The 15965-nt window shown below is 75.7% G+C and carries 18 protein-coding genes; 8 read left to right on the plus strand and 10 right to left on the minus strand.

Translation table 11 applies throughout. From position 1 onward, the window contains the following. Positions 1 to 2085 precede the first annotated feature (2085 nt). The gene (locus GC157_12650; protein MBI1378314.1) at positions 2086 to 2550 is read left to right on the plus strand and encodes a D-tyrosyl-tRNA(Tyr) deacylase; all 465 of its coding nucleotides are present in this window, start codon (positions 2086 to 2088) and stop codon (positions 2548 to 2550) included. 107 nt (positions 2551 to 2657) lie between these two features. Beyond that, the gene (locus GC157_12655; protein ID MBI1378315.1) at positions 2658 to 2852 is read left to right on the plus strand and encodes a hypothetical protein; all 195 of its coding nucleotides are present in this window, start codon (positions 2658 to 2660) and stop codon (positions 2850 to 2852) included. A gap of 45 nt (positions 2853 to 2897) precedes the next feature. Here GC157_12655 and GC157_12660 read toward each other — a convergent pair whose 3' ends face one another. From GC157_12660 to GC157_12675, 4 genes are read right to left on the minus strand one after another with little or no spacing between them, the layout of a single operon-like run. Beyond that, positions 2898 to 3803 (minus strand): NTP transferase domain-containing protein, encoded by a 906-nt coding sequence (locus GC157_12660; protein MBI1378316.1) that lies wholly within the window; start codon positions 3801 to 3803, stop codon positions 2898 to 2900. A gap of 60 nt (positions 3804 to 3863) precedes the next feature. Then, entirely contained in the window at positions 3864 to 4904 is a 1041-nt protein-coding gene (locus tag GC157_12665; GenBank protein MBI1378317.1) for a folate-binding protein, read from the minus strand. A 39-nt stretch (positions 4905 to 4943) separates the two neighbouring features. Next, entirely contained in the window at positions 4944 to 5441 is a 498-nt protein-coding gene (locus GC157_12670) for a transcriptional repressor (protein ID MBI1378318.1), read from the minus strand. Then, positions 5357 to 5884 (minus strand): DUF1794 domain-containing protein, encoded by a 528-nt coding sequence (locus GC157_12675; protein ID MBI1378319.1) that lies wholly within the window; start codon positions 5882 to 5884, stop codon positions 5357 to 5359. Before GC157_12675 ends, GC157_12670 begins: the two co-directional genes overlap by 85 nt. A gap of 243 nt (positions 5885 to 6127) precedes the next feature. On the opposite strand from GC157_12675, the gene GC157_12680 reads away from it, so the two are divergent. Together GC157_12680 and GC157_12685 are read left to right on the plus strand one after the other, a co-directional pair. Next, the gene (locus GC157_12680; protein MBI1378320.1) at positions 6128 to 6490 is read left to right on the plus strand and encodes a sulfur reduction protein DsrE; all 363 of its coding nucleotides are present in this window, start codon (positions 6128 to 6130) and stop codon (positions 6488 to 6490) included. Positions 6491 to 6565: 75 nt separating this feature from the next. Continuing rightward, the gene (locus GC157_12685) at positions 6566 to 6997 is read left to right on the plus strand and encodes a cyclic nucleotide-binding domain-containing protein (protein ID MBI1378321.1); all 432 of its coding nucleotides are present in this window, start codon (positions 6566 to 6568) and stop codon (positions 6995 to 6997) included. 70 nt (positions 6998 to 7067) lie between these two features. Here the strand turns inward: GC157_12685 and GC157_12690 are convergent, their stop codons facing one another. The 6 genes from GC157_12690 to GC157_12715 all read right to left on the minus strand — a co-directional run bounded on the left by GC157_12690 (position 7068) and on the right by GC157_12715 (position 10678). Further along, positions 7068 to 7361 carry a DUF1416 domain-containing protein gene (locus tag GC157_12690; protein ID MBI1378322.1) on the minus strand — a complete coding sequence of 98 codons (294 nt, stop codon included), beginning with the start codon at positions 7359 to 7361 and terminating at the stop codon, positions 7068 to 7070. Beyond that, a complete protein-coding gene (locus GC157_12695) occupies positions 7361 to 8224 on the minus strand; it encodes a sulfurtransferase (protein MBI1378323.1) in 864 nt (287 codons plus the stop codon). The genes GC157_12690 and GC157_12695 overlap by 1 nt, the downstream gene beginning before the upstream one ends. 89 nt (positions 8225 to 8313) lie before the next feature. Then, on the minus strand, positions 8314 to 8793 hold the full coding sequence (locus tag GC157_12700; GenBank protein MBI1378324.1) for a DUF4395 family protein: 480 nt from the start codon (positions 8791 to 8793) through the stop codon (positions 8314 to 8316). A gap of 273 nt (positions 8794 to 9066) precedes the next feature. Next, on the minus strand, positions 9067 to 9540 hold the full coding sequence (locus tag GC157_12705) for a thioredoxin (protein ID MBI1378325.1): 474 nt from the start codon (positions 9538 to 9540) through the stop codon (positions 9067 to 9069). Continuing rightward, entirely contained in the window at positions 9537 to 9854 is a 318-nt protein-coding gene (locus GC157_12710; GenBank protein MBI1378326.1) for a MoaD/ThiS family protein, read from the minus strand. The genes GC157_12705 and GC157_12710 overlap by 4 nt, the downstream gene beginning before the upstream one ends. Continuing rightward, a complete protein-coding gene (locus GC157_12715) occupies positions 9851 to 10678 on the minus strand; it encodes an alpha/beta fold hydrolase (protein MBI1378327.1) in 828 nt (275 codons plus the stop codon). The genes GC157_12710 and GC157_12715 overlap by 4 nt, the downstream gene beginning before the upstream one ends. A 192-nt stretch (positions 10679 to 10870) precedes the next feature. Between GC157_12715 and GC157_12720 the strand changes: the two genes are divergently transcribed. The 4 genes from GC157_12720 to GC157_12735 all read left to right on the plus strand — a co-directional run bounded on the left by GC157_12720 (position 10871) and on the right by GC157_12735 (position 15965). After that, positions 10871 to 11587, plus strand: a complete 717-nt coding sequence (locus tag GC157_12720; GenBank protein ID MBI1378328.1) for a DNA-binding response regulator — start codon at positions 10871 to 10873, stop codon at positions 11585 to 11587. Positions 11588 to 11672: 85 nt separating this feature from the next. Beyond that, on the plus strand, positions 11673 to 12644 hold the full coding sequence (gene mshD / locus GC157_12725; GenBank protein ID MBI1378329.1) for a mycothiol synthase: 972 nt from the start codon (positions 11673 to 11675) through the stop codon (positions 12642 to 12644). Between the two features lie 145 nt (positions 12645 to 12789). Then, the gene (locus GC157_12730) at positions 12790 to 14913 is read left to right on the plus strand and encodes an RNA degradosome polyphosphate kinase (protein MBI1378330.1); all 2124 of its coding nucleotides are present in this window, start codon (positions 12790 to 12792) and stop codon (positions 14911 to 14913) included. Further along, positions 14790 to 15965, plus strand: a complete 1176-nt coding sequence (locus GC157_12735; GenBank protein ID MBI1378331.1) for a CHAD domain-containing protein — start codon at positions 14790 to 14792, stop codon at positions 15963 to 15965. The genes GC157_12730 and GC157_12735 overlap by 124 nt, the downstream gene beginning before the upstream one ends.

Here is a 15965-nt window from a genome sequence, read left to right on the forward strand (position 1 = left end):
CGACGAGCGCCTCGCCGCCCACCTCGCCGAGCTCGCCCAGGCCGAGGAGGACGCCTACGCCGAGGCCGACGAGCGGCTCGCCGCCGAGATCGCCCAGGCCGAAGAGCAGGCCTACGCCGAGGCCGACGAGCGCCTCGCCGCCCACCTCGCCGAGCTCGCCCAGGCCGAGGAGGACGCCTACGCCGAGGCCGACGAGCGGCTCGCCGCCGAGATCGCCCAGGCGGAAGAGGACGCGTACGCCGAGGCCGAGGAGCGCCTCGCCGCCCACCTCGCCGAGATCGCCCAGGCCGAGGAGGACGCCTACGCCGAAGCCGACGAGCGCCTCGCCGCCGAGATCGCCCAGGCCGAGGAGGACGCGTACGCGGAAGCCGAGGAGCGGCTCGCCGCCGAGATCGCCCGGGCCGAGGAGGACGCCTACGCCGAGCAGGCCGTGCGCGAGGAGCTGGCCCGGCAGGAGGCCGAGCGGATCGCCCAGGAGGAGGCCGACCGGCGGTTCCGCGAGGAGAAGGAGCGCTTCGAGCGGGAGGCCGCCGAGCGCGAGGCTGCCCGGGTCGAGGCCGAGCGCGTGGAGGCCGAGCGGGCCGAGGCCGAGCGCCTCGAGGCCGAGCGGCTGGCCCAGGAGGAGCGCGACCGGCTCTTCGCCGAGGAGCAGGCCCGCCTCGAGGCCGCGCGCGCGGAGGTCGAGCGGCTGGCCCAGGAGGCCGCCGAGCGCGTGGAGGCCGAGCGGCGCGAGGCCCTGCGGCGCGAGGCCGAGCAGAACGAGGCGGAGCGGGCGCGGCGCGAGGCGCACCAGCGTGCGCTCGCCGAGCTCCAGGCCCGCGGCATGGACCTGCCGGTCCCGGGGCTCGCGCCCGACACCGACGACGACGCCGACCCGACGGCCGCGCTCGTGGCGGCCGCGGAGGAGCCGAGCCTCGAGCTGCTCGCCGAGCTGCCGGCCGACGCGCCTGCCGAGCCGGTCGACGCCCTCCTCGCCCCCACCGAGCCGTTCCTCGAGCCGACCGAGCCCTTCCTCGAGCCGGTCGAGGCGTTCGCGGACACCGCATCGCCGTTCGAGCCGTTCGTGGACGCCGCCGCGCCGTTCGTGGACCACACGGCCGAGGCGTTCGTGGCGCCGACCGAGCCCTTCCTCGAGCCCGCCGAGCCCTTCCTGGAGCCCGGCGCACCGTTCGCCCTGGCGGGCGAGCACGAGCCGGACGCCGAGGCGGCCCTCATCGTGCCCGCCGAGGAGCCGGCGGCTCTGCCGGAGCCCGAGCTCACGCTCACGGATCTGGCCGCCGAGCCGCTCGGCGAGCCGTACGCCGAGCCCGTCGCGCAGCAGTTCGCCGAGCCCGTGGGCGAGCCGTTCGCGGAGCCGGTCGGGCAGCCGTTCGCCCCGCCCGTGGCCCACACCGGCGTCGTCGAGCCGGCCGCTGCCGAGCCCGAGATCGACCGGCGTGCCGTCACCGCCCTGTTCACCGAGCTCGCGCGCGACGCCGAGGCGGCCTCCGGCGGCGAGCGCGCCGCGGCCGCCGTCGCCCCCGCCCCGGTCGCGCCCGCGGACCCCGACGACACCGCAGGCACTCCTGCCGACGACCCGGCCGCCGGCCCCGAGGACGCCGCCACCGACGCGGGCTCGCCCTACGCCGCGTCGCTCGGCGGCCTGCCCGACGGCCCGGCCGCCGCCGAGGCCGCGGCGCCGCTGTTCGTCGCGGCGCCCGTGCCCGATCCCGAGCCGGCCCGCCCGGCCGCACCCGCGGCGCGCCACCACGACCCCTACGGCGCCCGCATCGTCGAGCCCGAGCTCGAGCCGGCCATGGCCGGCGGCGGTCACGCCGAGGCGGCCGACATGGCCGCGCTGCTGCGCGAGCTGTCCAGCCTGGGCGGCGGGTTCGACGCCGACTCCTCCGGCGGCGGGGCCCCGGCCCCCGCTGCTCCTCCCCCGGCCGCCCACCCGCGGCCGGCCCCGGAGGCCAAGAAGGAGAAGAAGAAGCGCGGGCTGTTCAGCCGCTGACCCCCGGCTCCCCGGGCGCCGGCACGCCCGGCGCGGGTGCGGGCACGCCACCCGACGACCACGCCGGCAGCGCCGCTGCGAGCATGGCACCCGTGAGAGCGGTGGTGCAGCGCGCCGACGGCGCGAGCGTCGTGGTCGACGGGTCCGTGGTCGGCTCCTTCGAGGGGCCGGGCCTCGTGGTGCTCGTCGGCGTCACCCACGACGACGACCCCGCCCGTGCGCGCCGCCTCGCGGAGAAGGTCCACGAGCTGCGGGTGTTCGAGCCCCGCCACGCCGGCGACCGGCCGGTCGAGGGGCGCCGCGAGCTCTCCGCCGCGGAGCTCGGCCTGCCCCTCCTCGTGGTCAGCCAGTTCACCCTCTACGGCGACACCCGCAAGGGCCGGCGCCCGTCGTGGACCGCCGCAGCGCCCGGGCCGGTGGCCGAACCGCTGGTGGCGGCGGTGGTCGACGCCCTGCGCGAGCGCGGAGCGCCGGTCACCACGGGCGTGTTCGGCGCCGACATGCGCGTGGCCCTGGTCAACGACGGGCCGATCACCGTGCTGCTCGAGGTGGACTGAGGGCACCGGGCCACCCGCACGGGTGTCCGGGGTGCGGATCCGCGTCGCGTACGGCCGCGGCGGGGGTGGAGACTGGCCCGACAGCGGGGGACCGGACAGGAGGGCGCATGGAGCACCAGGACGCGGACGCCACCGCCGACGCGGCCCAGGACGACGTGAAGGCCAAGTTCCGCGAGGCGCTGGCGCGCAAGCAGAAGGGCGGCGCCCACCCCGGTGGCCAGGGCCCCGAGGGCCGCGAGGCCGCCCACGGCGAGCACGCCGCGGCGGGGGTCAAGCGGGAGTTCCGGCGCAAGTCCGGGTGAGCGGGCGGCCGTGCGCCGCCGGGTCGCGGCGACCGCGGCCCCGCCTCACAGCCCGGCTGCGAACTCCTTGAGCCAGGGGGCGAACTCCGGGCCGAGGTCGTCGCGCTCGCAGGCCAGCCGGACCACGGCCTTGAGGTAGGACACCCGGTCGCCGGTGTCGTAGCGGCGTCCGCGGAACACCACGCCGAGCACGCCGCCGCCGTCCTGCGCGGGGGTGCCGGTGGCGAGGGCGCACAGCGCGTCGGTCAGCTGGATCTCGCCACCACGGCCGGGCCCGGTGCGCTCGAGGATGGCGAACACCGCGGGGTCGAGGACGTACCTGCCGATCACCGCGAGCCTGCTCGGCGCCTCGTCCACCGCGGGCTTCTCCACCAGGTCGGTCACCCGGACCACGTCCGGGTCGTCGCCGAGCGGCTCGACCGCGGCGCAGCCGTAGAGGTGGATCTGGTCGGCGGGCACCTCCATGAGCGCGATCACGCTGCCCCCGTGCTCCCGGCGGACGTCGATCATCCGGGTGAGCAGCGGGTCGCGCGGGTCGATGAGGTCGTCACCGAGCAGCACCGCGAACGGGTTGTCGCCCACGTGGCGCTGCGCGCACAGCACGGCGTGGCCGAGCCCCTTGGGCTCGCCCTGGCGCACGTAGTGCACGGACGCGAGGTCGGTGCTGCGCCGCACGAGCTCGAGCCGCTCCTCGTCGCCCTTCGCCTCCAGCGTCGCCTCGAGCTCGGCCGCCCGGTCGAAGTGGTCCTCCAGCGCGCGCTTGCTGCGACCGGTGACCATGAGGACGTCGTCGAGGCCGGCCGCGGCCGCCTCCTCGACGACCATCTGGATCGCCGGCGTGTCGACGACGGGCAGCATCTCCTTGGGCGTCGCCTTGGTGGCCGGCAGGAAGCGCGTCCCCAGACCGGCGGCCGGGATCACGGCCTTCGTCACGGGACGGTCGTACGTCATGGGTCCTCCCCCATCGGGTGTCAGCGCACAGCATGCCAACCCGGCCCCGCCGTGGGGGCATCAGGCCGTGACGACCATCTCCTGCGAGGCAGCGACCAAACCCCGCTCGGCCGGGCCGACCTGCAGCGCAGCGTCGGCCGGCACGCTGCGCTTGACCACCGCGAGCGCGACCGGGCCGAGCTCGGCGTGCAGCGCCACCGACGTCACCCGGCCGACCTCGCGGCCCTCGAGCAGCACCGGGTCGCCGGGTGCGGGGGTGCGGTCGGCGCTGCCGTCGAGGTGCAGCTGCACCAGCCGCCGCGGCGGGCGGCCCAGGTTGTGCACGCGGGCCACGGTCTCCTGCCCGCGGTAGCAGCCCTTCGCCAGGTGGACGGCCGAGGGCACCCAGCCGACCTCCTGCGGGATGGTGCGGTGGTCGGTCTCGAACCCGAGCCGGGGGACCGCCGCGGCCACGCGCAGCGCCTCCCACGCCCAGGTGCCGGCGCCGGGCCGGCCCGCGACGTACTCCTCCAGCTCGGCCCGGGGGACGAGCACCTCGCGCCCCACGAGCACGTCGGGGCGCACGGGCACGTAGCGGCGCCCGGCGTCGTCCTGCGCCTCGAGGGAGCCGAACTGCGGCGCCACCAGCACCGTGGGGTGGTCCGGGTGCGGCTCGGCCACCGGCTCGGCGACCACGGCGTACTCGGCGCTGACGTCGGCCACCTCCACCCGCAGCAGGAACTGCATGGAGCGCAGGTAGTCGACCAGCGGTCCGGCCTCGCCCGGCTCGACGGTGATCCACGTGGTGGTGCCGTCGTCGACGAGGTGCAGCTCGTGCTCGACGTGGCCGTGCGGCGACAGGATGAGGTCGAGGGCCGACTCGCCGGGGGCGAGCGCCTCGACGTGCTGGGTGGTCAGCGAGTGCAGCCACGAGAGCCGGTCGGGGCCGGTGACGGTCACCACGCCGCGGTGCGACAGGTCGACCCAGCCCTCGCCGCGCAGCAGCCGGCGCTGCTCGCCGTGCGGGTCGCCGTAGTGCCAGGCGACGCCGGCGTCGACCGACCCCTCGGGGGGCGGGCAGGCGTCCGGCAGCGACAGCAGCGGGCTCACAGCGGTGCTCACGTCAGCACAACCTCGCCGGGACGGCGATGCTTCCCCGGCTCAGCCGCGCGCCCCGCACGCGGAGCACGTGCCGTGCAGCGCGACGTGGCTCACGTCGGTGACGAACCCGGTGCGGTCGCGCAGGTCGTCGAGGAACGGCTCGGCGATGGCGGCGTCCAGGCTGGTGACGGCCCCGCACGTGTCGCACACGAGGTGGATGTGCACGTGGTCGTCGACCGAGTGGTAGGTCGGGGCGCCGTGGCCGATGTGGGCGTGCGTGACCAGGCCGACCTCCTCGAGCACCTCGAGGTTGCGGTAGACGGTCGAGAGGTTGACGCCGCTGGCCGTGCGCTGGACCTCGCCGAGGATCTCCTCCGGCGTGCCGTGGCCGAGCCGCTGCACCGACTCGAGCACCAGCTGGCGCTGCGGGGTGATCCGGTAGCCGCCCGAGCGCAGCCGGTTCTCCCACTCGGTCACGACGCGACCGTCACCGGGCGCAGGGTGGCCGACAGGTGCGCCGCGAGGGGCTGGCCGACGGCCGCCATGTCGTAGCGCCACAGCAGCTCGCCGTCGACGAGGCCGTAGAGGCGCGTGCCGGACGTGTACTCCTTCGCCGACTCGGTGCGGGCCACGACGTCGGTGTGCAGCTCGGCCCGCGCCCCGGTGATGCGGGCGTCGAGGATGCCGGTGACCGTGACCGAGCCGACCCACACCTCGGAGTAGCCGGTGGGGTGGGCCAGGAGCACCTCGACCTGGTTGTCCGGTCGCGGCCGCCAGAACCCCATCTCGGTCGCGGTGGGGCGCACCCGCTCGCCCTCGTCGTCGAGCAGCCACGAGCGGCTGACGTAGGACAGGAACGGGCGCCCGTCGGTGGAGAACGACACCTCCTGGCCGAACCGGAACTCCTCGATCGTCGGGTAGCCCCCGACGCCGACACCCACCCAGGTGCCGATGAGCCAGGACAGCGGCAGCAGCGGCTCGGGGATCTCGGGCGAGCTCATGAGGGCCTCTCTGCGTGCACTCGCGCGGTCAGTCGCGACCGCGGTAGAGCCGGACGACGGTGGCGCCCGCGACGCCCACGACGGCGAGGACGGCGAGCAGCAGCACCACGGTGGTGACGATCTCGGCCACCGTCGGATCCTAGGCGACGGGATGGCCTCGCCCCCGGCCCGCCCGGACGCCGCGCGTCGCCGGACCGGGCGCGGCCCATCCGGCCGCGGCGCGCTGCGACGTACTGTCTGCGGGTGGCCCGTTCCCTCGTCGTGAAGGCGACCTGCGGCGCCGAGGCGCCCGAGCGGCTCTCGCAGGCGCTCACGGTCGCGGCCACGGCCGCCTCCGCCGGCGTCGCCGTGTCGCTGTGGCTCACCGGCGACGCCGTGTGGCTCGCCGTCGCGGGACGCGAGCCCGAGCTCGGGCTCGAGCACGCGGCCCCGGCCGCGGACCTGCTGCGCACCGTCCTGGGCTCGGGCCGGGTGTCCGTGTGCACGCAGTGCGCGGCGCGCCGCGGCGTTCGGCCCGACGACCTCGTCGACGGCGCCGTGATCGCCGGGTCGGCGACGTTCGTGCAGGAGTGCCTGGCCGAGGACGCGCAGGCGCTCGTGTACTGAGCGGGCCCGCCGGCGGCGGTACCGACACCGTCACAACCCCCGCCGTCAGGTCCGGCGGCTGCTACCTTCCGGCCCATGTCCGCCACATCGCACATGCTGGCCAGGGTCGACCTGTTCGCCGAGCTGCCCGAGCCCGTCCGCGAGGAGATGGCCTCGCGCGGCTCGACCCGCCGCATCCCGGGGGGCCAGCCGATCGTGACGCAGGGCCAGGACGACGCCGGTCTCCAGATGATCACCGCCGGCACCGCCGAGGTCCTCGTGCACGGCAACCCCGTGCGCACCCTCGAGGAGGGCGACTACTTCGGCGAGATCTCCCTCATCGACGGGCAGCCCCGCTCGGCGACCATCGTCGCCGGCGCCGACGGCTGCCAGACCTTCACCGTCTCGCCGCTGCTCTTCTGGCAGATCCTCGACGAGAACCACGGCGTCTCGCGCCTGGTGATGAAGGGGCTCACCGCGCGGCTGCGCGCCGCCGAGGCGGCGCTTCAGGAGGCGCGCCGCTCCTGACCCGGTCCCACGACGAGGCCGCCGCCCCCTCGGGGACGGCGGCCTCGTGGCGATCAGGGTGACGACGGCGTCAGACCGACACCTCGACCTCGACGACGTGCCCGAGGGCGGCGGCCACCGAGCGGTCGACGGTGGCGCCCGGCGCGAGGGTGCGCAGCGTCCACGACCCCGGGGCCGCGAAGAAGCGGAACTGGCCGGTGGCGCTGGTGGGCACCTCGGCGGTGAACTCGCCGCTGCGGTCGAGCAGCCGCACGTAGGCGCCGGCGACGGGCTGGCCGTCGCGCAGCACGGTGCCCTGGATCACGGTCTCCTTGGCGACGTCGACGCCGTCGAGCGACAGGCCGCCGGCGGTGGCCGAGCACATCAGGCCGCACCCCCCTCGGCGTCGCCGGGGGCGTCGCCGAGCTGCACGGGCACGCCCACGAGCGACCCGTACTCGGTCCACGAGCCGTCGTAGTTCCGCACGTTCTGCTGGCCGAGCAGCTCGTGCAGGACGAACCACGTGTGGGCCGAGCGCTCGCCGATGCGGCAGTAGGCGATGGTGTCGCGGCCGAGGTCGAGGCCGGCGCCGGTGTAGAGCGCGGTCAGCTCGTCGTCGGAGCGGAACGTGCCGTCGTCGTTCGCGGCCTTCGACCAGGGCACGCTCACCGCGGTCGGCACGTGGCCGGGCCGCTGCGACTGCTCCTGCGGCAGGTGGGCCGGCGCGAGCAGCCGGCCGGCGTACTCGTCGGGCGAGCGCACGTCGACGATGTTCGCGCTGCCGATCGCGGCGAGGACGTCGTCGCGGAACGCCCGGATGGACAGGTCCTGCTCCGAGGCGGTGTACGTCGTCGGCTCGCGGTCGACGACGTCGGCCACGAGCTCGCGGCTCTCGAGCTCCCACTTCTTGCGGCCGCCGTCGAGCAGGCGGACGTCGGGGTGCCCGTAGAGGGTGAAGTACCAGTACGCGTACGCGGCGAACCAGTTGTTGTTGCCGCCGTAGAGCACGACGGTGTCGTCGCGCCGGATGCCCTTGCGCGAGAGCAGGGCCTCGAACTGCGCCTTGTCGACGAAGTCGCGACGGACCGGGTCCTGCAGGTCGTCGCGCCAGTCGATGCGGACGGCGCCGCGGATGTGGTTCTTCTCGTACGCGGCGGTGTCCTCGTCGGCCTCGACGAGGACCACTCGGGGGTCGTCGAGGTGGGCGTCGACCCAGTCCGCGTCCACGAGGACGTCGGTGCGGCTCATGCGGGGTTCTCCTTGGCTGGAGGGCCGGGCCGGCGCGCCGGCCCGCCGGATGTCGGGGGGAGGGACGTGCGGAGGTGCGGGGGTGCGGCTCAGGCCGAGGCCGAGCGCGCGCCGAGGAGGCGGCGGCCCAGGAGGTACATCTCGCAGCCGAGGCAGAAGTCGAACGCGGCGTTGAGGAACGCCGCGGCCAGCGCGAGGCCGACGGCGGCGTAGGCGACGACGGCGACGCCGGCGAGCAGCGCGACGAGGCCGACGAGGGCGAAGCCGAGGCCCACCGCCTGGGCGAAGCGCGGGGGCGTGGCGTCCTCGAACCGGGTGGGCGGCGCGAGGCGGGGGCGCACCACGGCGCGGAAGAAGGCGCCGTAGGGCTGCGCCGAGAGCCCGACGAGCGCCCCGAGGGCGAACACGGCGGTCTGGGCGGCGAGCAGGACGAGCGAGAGCGTCGAGCCGAGGGTCACGAGCACGAGCGCGAGCACGAGGGTCGTGACGACCGCGGCGAAGCGCGGTCCGCGCGCGTCGACCTGGCCGTCGGCGCGGACGGGGGTGGGACGGGTGTCGAGCGTGGTCACGGGGGCTCCTGGAGGCGGCACGGTCAGGGGTGCGGCGTCCGGACGGCAGGGGGCTGCGACGAGGGCAGCGCGGTGCGTCCGGTCAGGAGGTGCGACACATGCAGGAGCCCACGCGGCACAGGTCGACCGCGCGGCGCTTGGTGAGGACCACCGTCTGCATGGCGTCGAGGGTACGGACGGCCCGCCGGCCCGACCAGGGCCGTCCGTATGGTGAGACAGTTGTCTCTACCTGCGAGACGTTCGCAAGAAGGAACGGTTGTCGACTGGCCGGGGTCACACCACGGTCCCGAGGGCCGCGATGACGTCGGCCTTGCGCGGCGCACCGGCGGCGCGCACCCGCACCAGGCCGTCGGCGTCGAGCACCAGGACGGTGGGGGTGCGGCGCACGTCGAGGCGGCGCACGAGCTCGAGGTGCGACTCCGCGTCGACCTCCACGTGCACGACGCCCTCGACCATGCCCGAGACCTCCTCGAGCACCACGCGCGTCGCGCGGCAGGGGGCGCAGAAGGCGCTGGAGAACTGCACCAGCGTGGCACGCTCGCCCAGCGCCGTGCCGAGCTCGTCGGCCGCGAGCCGGTCGCCCTCGTGGGCGTGGCCCGCACCGCGCGCCGCGCCCGGGACGGGCAGCGCGTCGTGGGTGTCGGCGGGGATCTCCACCGGGCGCAGGGCGCCGTCGGTGGCGCGGCGCCACAGGCCGAACGCCGTCGCGAGGACGAGCACGGCGAGCACCACGACGACTCCGGTCACGCGCGTGCCAACCCGTCGGCGGGTCCGGCTGTTCCCGGCCGCGGGCCGCTGCCGCCGGCGAAGGGCGGCAGGACGTCGACCACCGCACCCGGCGCGAGCGCCACCTCAGCGTGGGGCCGGGCACCGGGGCTGACCTCGTCGACGAGGTACGAGCAGCGCAGCAGCACCGTGGCCAGCGTCGAGGACGCGCCGTGCCGGGCGCGCACCGCGTCGAGCAGCGCGGCGAGGTCGGCCACGTCGTCGTAGGACTCCGTCGCCACGCCGGCCGCGGCCTTGGCGGCGGCCCAGTAGCGGACGGCGACCGCGCCGCTCACCGCGGGCCCTCGGCCGGCGCGCGGACGGCGTCGACCGCCCAGGCCGCGATGCGGTCGACCAGCCCGTCGGACATCGCCGACTCGGCGTGCCCGACGCCGGGCTCGATCCACTCGCGCGTGCGGTCCGCCACCCCGCGCTCGCGCGCCCCCTGCGCCGCCGCCGTCACGATCGAGCGGGCGTGCTCCACGGGGAAGTAGAGGTCGCGGTCGCCGTGCACCACGAGCAGCGGCAGCGGCGCGATCATGGCCGCCGACTCCGACGGCGAGAGCGGGTAGGGCTCCTCCCACGGCTGGTCGGTCACCCGCGTGTGGAACCCCAGCCGCAGCACGCCCCGGCCCAGCGGGGTCTCGACCGCCCGGTGCAGCAGCCGCATCGGCGGGGTGCCCCGGTAGAACCAGAAGCCCGCGGCGCTGACCGACACCACCGCCTCGGGACGCTCGCGCGCTCCGGCGAGCGCCGCCTGGCGCAGCACCACGCTGCCGCCCATGGAGAAGCCCACGGTCACCACGCGAGCCCGGCCGAGCCACCGCGCCCAGCCCACCGCCGCGTCGAGGTCGAGCACCTCGGAGTCCCCGAGGGTGGTGAGCCCGGACGACGCGCCGTGGCCGCGGCTGTCGTAGGAGACGACGTCGCCCGCCCGGGCGAGGCGCCCGGCGATCGCCCGCACGTCGGGACGCCGCCACCCGCCGGTGAAGCCGTGCGCGAGGACGAAGGCGACCCGGTCGTCGTCGGCCGCGGCCGGCCCCACGGCGCGGTCGTGCGCCACCGAGATCCGCTCGCCGTCCGCGGTCAGGACCGTGCCGGTGCGCGACGGCCGGGGCATCGAGGGACGCCGGGACGACGGTCGCAGATCCACGTCCGCTAGTCTGCCCCCTGAAGGATCCGGGCGATGACGCCGCCGGGTCCTTCCGTGCTTGCGGGAGGGTCCCCCCGCCCGCTCGCGCGGACCAGATCGCGGACGACGACGTCCGGTGAGACCGTCCGGCTCCGGCGCCGGCGACCGAGGGAGGCCCCCGTGTCGACGCTCCTGCTCCTCACCAACGCCTTGCTGCCGTCCTCCGAGGTGCTGCCCGCGCTCGGTCTGCTGTCCCACCAGGTGCGCGTGCTGCCCGCCGAGGGCACGGCGCTGCTCGACGCCCCGCAGTGCGACGCGATCCTGGTCGACGGCCGCCGCGACCTGCCCCAGGTGCGGTCGTTCACCCGCCTGCTGCGCACCACGGGCGTCGACGTCCCCGTGCTGCTCATCACCACCGAGGGCGCGCTCATCGGCGTCAACGCGGAGTGGGGCGTCGACGACGTCGTGCTCGAGACGGCCGGCCCGGCGGAGGTCGACGCGCGACTGCGGCTGGCGATCGGCCGCCTCGCGCGCGCCACCGACGACGGCGTCCCGGACGAGATCCGCTCCGGCGAGGTGAGCATCGACGAGGCGACCTACACCGCCCGGGTCCGCGGCCGGGTCCTCGACCTCACCTACAAGGAGTTCGAGCTCCTCAAGTTCCTCGCCCAGCACCCCGGCCGGGTGTTCTCGCGGGCCCAGCTGCTCCAGGAGGTCTGGGGCTACGACTACTTCGGCGGCACCCGCACGGTCGACGTCCACGTCCGTCGCCTGCGCGCCAAGCTCGGCGCCGAGCACGAGGCGCTCATCGGCACGGTCCGCAACGTCGGCTACCGGTTCGTCGTCACGCCACCGCGCAGCGACGAGACGGTGCCCGCTCAGGTACCGGTCGGCTAGGGCGCCCCGGGCCGCCGGACCGCCGCCGTCGGCCTAAGGTCGGGGGGTGACCGCACCCGCCCCGGCCCTCGACGTCCGCTGGGAGGTGCTGCGCCGCCTCGCCGACGCCGACGTCACCGACGTCGGGGTGCTGGTCGAGCGGGTGACCGAGGCCGACGGCATCCGCCCGCTCTCCGAGCACGTCACCCTCCACCTCCGCCACGGCGGCGACGTCGACGTGCGCCACGTGCTCGGCCGGGTCGGCGACGAGCTCGCCGCCTACGGGCACCTCGACGTCACCGACCTCGTCGCGGGGGCGAGCGCCGAGCTGGCCGTGGCCCCGCGCTTCCGCCGGCGCGGCATCGGCCGGCTGCTCGTCGAGCGGCTGGTCGCGGAGTCGCCGGACGGCCGGCTGCGCCTGTGGGCCCACGGCGAGCTGAGTGGCGCCGCCTCGCTCGCCGAGTCGCTGGGCTTCCACCGCTCGCGCACGCTGCACCAGATGCGGCGCTCGCTGTACGCCGCCCTGCCCGAGCCGGTCTGGCCCGACGGGATCCGCCTGCGCTCGTTCCTGCCCGGGCTCGACGACGAGGAGTGGGTGGCGCTCAACGCCGCCGCGTTCACCGACCTGCCCGACCAGGGCGGCTGGACCATCGAGGACCTGCACGCCCGGATGGCCGAGCCGTGGTTCGACCCCGAGGGGTTCCTCGTCGCCGAGGACGAGGAGCACGACGGCCGCATGGTCGGCTTCCACTGGACCAAGGTGCACGGCGCCGACCCGCACCACGCCGGCCACGAGCACACGCACGCCCACGAGGGCGAGCAGCCGCACGAGCACGGCCACGACGACACCCACCACGGGCACGAGCCGATCGGCGAGGTGTACGTCGTCGGCGTCGACCCGGCGCAGCGCGGGCGCGGCCTCGGCCGCGCGCTCACGCTGGCCGGGCTCACCCACCTGCGCAGCCTCGGCCTGCCCGACGCGATGCTCTACGTCGACGCGTCCAACACCGCGGCGATCGCGCTCTACGAGAGCCTCGGCTTCACCCACTGGGACGTCGACGTGGAGTTCGCCGTCTGACCCGGGCCCCCGGTGCCGGACCCACGGGCGCCCACCGGCCCGTCCCCGCACCGCCCGATTCCGGCACCCGGAGGTCGCCGGAGCGTCGCCCGGCGGCCACCCGCCGACCCTCCTCGACCCGTCGGGGTCTGGCATCGTGTGCCCCATGACCACCGAGGTGTCCGCCGGGGACGCCACGTCCACGGAGCCCTCCGCGCCGCCGGAGCTCCCCGAGGACCGCTTCCTCGACCGGGAGCTGTCCTGGCTCGCCTTCAACGAGCGCGTGCTCGAGCTCGCCGAGGACGAGAGCATGCCGGTTCTCGAGCGCGCCAAGTTCCTGGCCATCTTCGCGAGCAACCTCGACGAGTTCTTCATGGTGCGCGTCGCCGGCCTCAAGCGCCGGATCGCCACCGGCATCGCGGTGCGGGCGGCCAGCGGGCTCATGCCCCGCGAGGTGCTCGAGGGCATCCACGGCCGCAGCGCCGAGCTCATGGGACGCCACGCGCAGCTGTTCCACTCGCGGATCCTGCCGCTGCTCGAGCAGGAGGACATCCACCTGCTGCGCTGGGACGAGGCCTCGCCGGCCGAGCGCGAGGAGCTCAGCGGCTTCTTCCGCGAGAAGGTCTTCCCGGTCCTCACGCCCCTGGCGGTGGACCCGGCGCACCCCTTCCCCTACATCAGCGGGCTCTCCCTCAACCTCGCCGTGGTGGTGCGCAACCCCGCGACCGGCACCGAGCTGTTCGCCCGCGTGAAGGTGCCGCCGATCCTCGAGCGCTTCGTCGTCGTCGGCCACCAGCGGTTCGTGCCGCTCGAGGACGTCATCGCCGCCCACCTCGGCGAGCTGTTCCCGGGCATGGAGGTGCTCCAGCACCACACCTTCCGGGTCACCCGCAACGAGGACCTCGAGGTGGAGGAGGACGACGCGGAGAACCTGCTGCTCGCCCTCGAGCGCGAGCTGATGCGCCGCAGGTTCGGGCCGCCCGTGCGGCTCGAGGTGGTGCAGACCATCGACCCGCACGTGCTCGACCTGCTCGTGCGCGAGCTCGGCATCAGCACCGGCGAGGTCGTGCGCATCCCCGGCCTGCTCGACCTCACGGCCCTGTGGGCGATCGACCGGCTCCCGCGCGACGACCTCAAGCTGCCGGCGTTCCTGCCGCGGACCAGCCGCGAGCTCTCCGAGGTGGAGACGGCCTCGCCGCCCGACGTGCTCGAGGCCATGCGCGACCACGAGGTGCTGCTGCACCACCCCTACGACTCGTTCTCCACGAGCGTCCAGCTCTTCCTCGAGCAGGCGGCCACCGACCCCAAGGTGCTGGCCATCAAGCAGACGCTCTACCGCACCAGCGGCGACTCCCCCATCGTCGACGCGCTCGTGGCCGCGGCCGAGGAGGGCAAGCAGGTCCTCGCGATCGTCGAGATCAAGGCGCGCTTCGACGAGCAGGCGAACATCGACTGGGCGCGCAAGCTCGAGGAGGCCGGCTGCCACGTCGTCTACGGCCTCGTGGGGCTCAAGACGCACTGCAAGCTGTCCATGGTCGTCCGCGACGACGGCGACCGGCTGCGCCGCTACGTCCACCTCGGCACCGGCAACTACCACCCCAAGACGGCCCGCCTCTACGAGGACGTCGGCCTGCTCACCACGGACCCGGACGTCGGCGACGACGTGGCCCGGCTGTTCAACGTGCTGTCCGGCTACTCGATGGAGACGGAGTACAACCGCCTGCTCGTCGCGCCGCACTCGATCCGGTCCGGGCTCGTGGAGCGGATCGAGCGCGAGGTCGAGCACCACGACGCCGGCCGGCCCGCCCGGGTCCGGATCAAGTGCAACTCGATCGTGGACGAGGCGACTATCGACGCGCTCTACCGCGCGTCGGCCGCCGGCGTCCCCGTCGACGTGTGGGTGCGCGGCATCTGCGCGCTGCGACCCGGCGTCCCGGGCCTGAGCGAGAACATCCGGGTCCGCAGCGTGCTCGGCCGGTTCCTGGAGCACTCGCGGGTCTTCGAGTTCGCCAACGGCGGCGAGCCCGAGGTGTGGATCGGCTCGGCGGACCTCATGCACCGCAACCTCGACCGGCGCATCGAGGTGCTGGTGCGGCTCGGCTCCACGGCGCACGCCCGCACCCTCAGCGAGCTGTTCGACCTGGCCTTCGACCCGGGCACGAGCACGTGGCACCTCGGGTCCGACGGCACGTGGACGCGGGTCCACCGGGGCGAGGACGGCGCCGCCCTGGTCGACGTCCAGGAGACGCTCATCGCCCGGCACGGGCGGCGGTCGAGCCAGGTCCCGTGAGCCCTTCGGCGGAGGACCGCGCGGCCCGGACGACGACGTCCGGGCTCGGCCAGGTCCCGCCGGCGATCGACCCCGCTCCCCCCACGCCCGCGCTCGACGCCGCTCCGGCCGCGCCGGCCCTCGGCGCGCTCCCCCGCGAGGACGTCGAGGTGCTCCTGCCGCCGCCCACCCCCGTGACCGCCGGCTCGACCGCCGGTGTCGTGGTGCGCGCCCACCTGCGCCGGCAGACCGCGGCGCTGCTGGAGGCCGACTCCGGTGTGCCGGACGACCGAGACGACGCCGTGCACGCCGCCCGGGTGGCGGCCCGGCGCCTGCGCTCCGGGCTGCGGATCTACGGCGACCTGCTCGACGACGACAGCTCCGCGCGGCTGCGCCCGGAGCTCTCCGCGTACGCCGGGGCCCTCGCGCCCGCGCGCGACCTCGAGGTGTTCATCGCCGCGCTCGAGGCCGACACCGAGGACGCCTCCGGCTACGGCGAGGTGCTCCTGCCGTGGCTGCGCTCGCGACGGGTCTCGGCGGTCGCCACGGCGGCCGAGACCCTCCGCTCGCCGCGGGCCGACGCGCTGCGCCTCGCGCTCGTGGAGCTCGCCCGCGCACCGCGCTTCACCGCCGCCGCGGGCCGGCGCGCCGCTCGAGTGCTCGCTCCCCGGCTGCGCCACGCCGACCACCGGGCCGAGCGGCTGCTCGACCCCCTCCGCCCGGGCGACGACGCCGCCGCCTGGCACAGCGCCCGGATCGCGGCGAAGCGCGCCCGTTACGCGGCGGAGGTGTGCGCCCCCGCACTCGGCGCGGAGTGCCGCGAGCTGGCGGTGCTGTGGTCGACGCTCACCGAGCCGCTCGGCGCGGCCCAGGACGCGGCCATCCAGCGCGCCCTCGTGCTCGACCGGGTCGACGACACCACCAGCCCGCTCTCGGCCGGCGAGGCCTTCGCCTGCGGCGTCTTCGTGGCGCAGACCCGCAGCCGCGAGACGGAGGCGCACCGGACCGCCCGTCACCTCTGGCACGAGTCGCGGGCCCGCCACCGCGACCTGCGGCGGGCCGTGGGGGGCTGA

This window comes from Frankiales bacterium (assembly GCA_016125335.1).
GTDB lineage: Bacteria > Actinomycetota > Actinomycetes > S36-B12 > CAIYMF01 > Longivirga.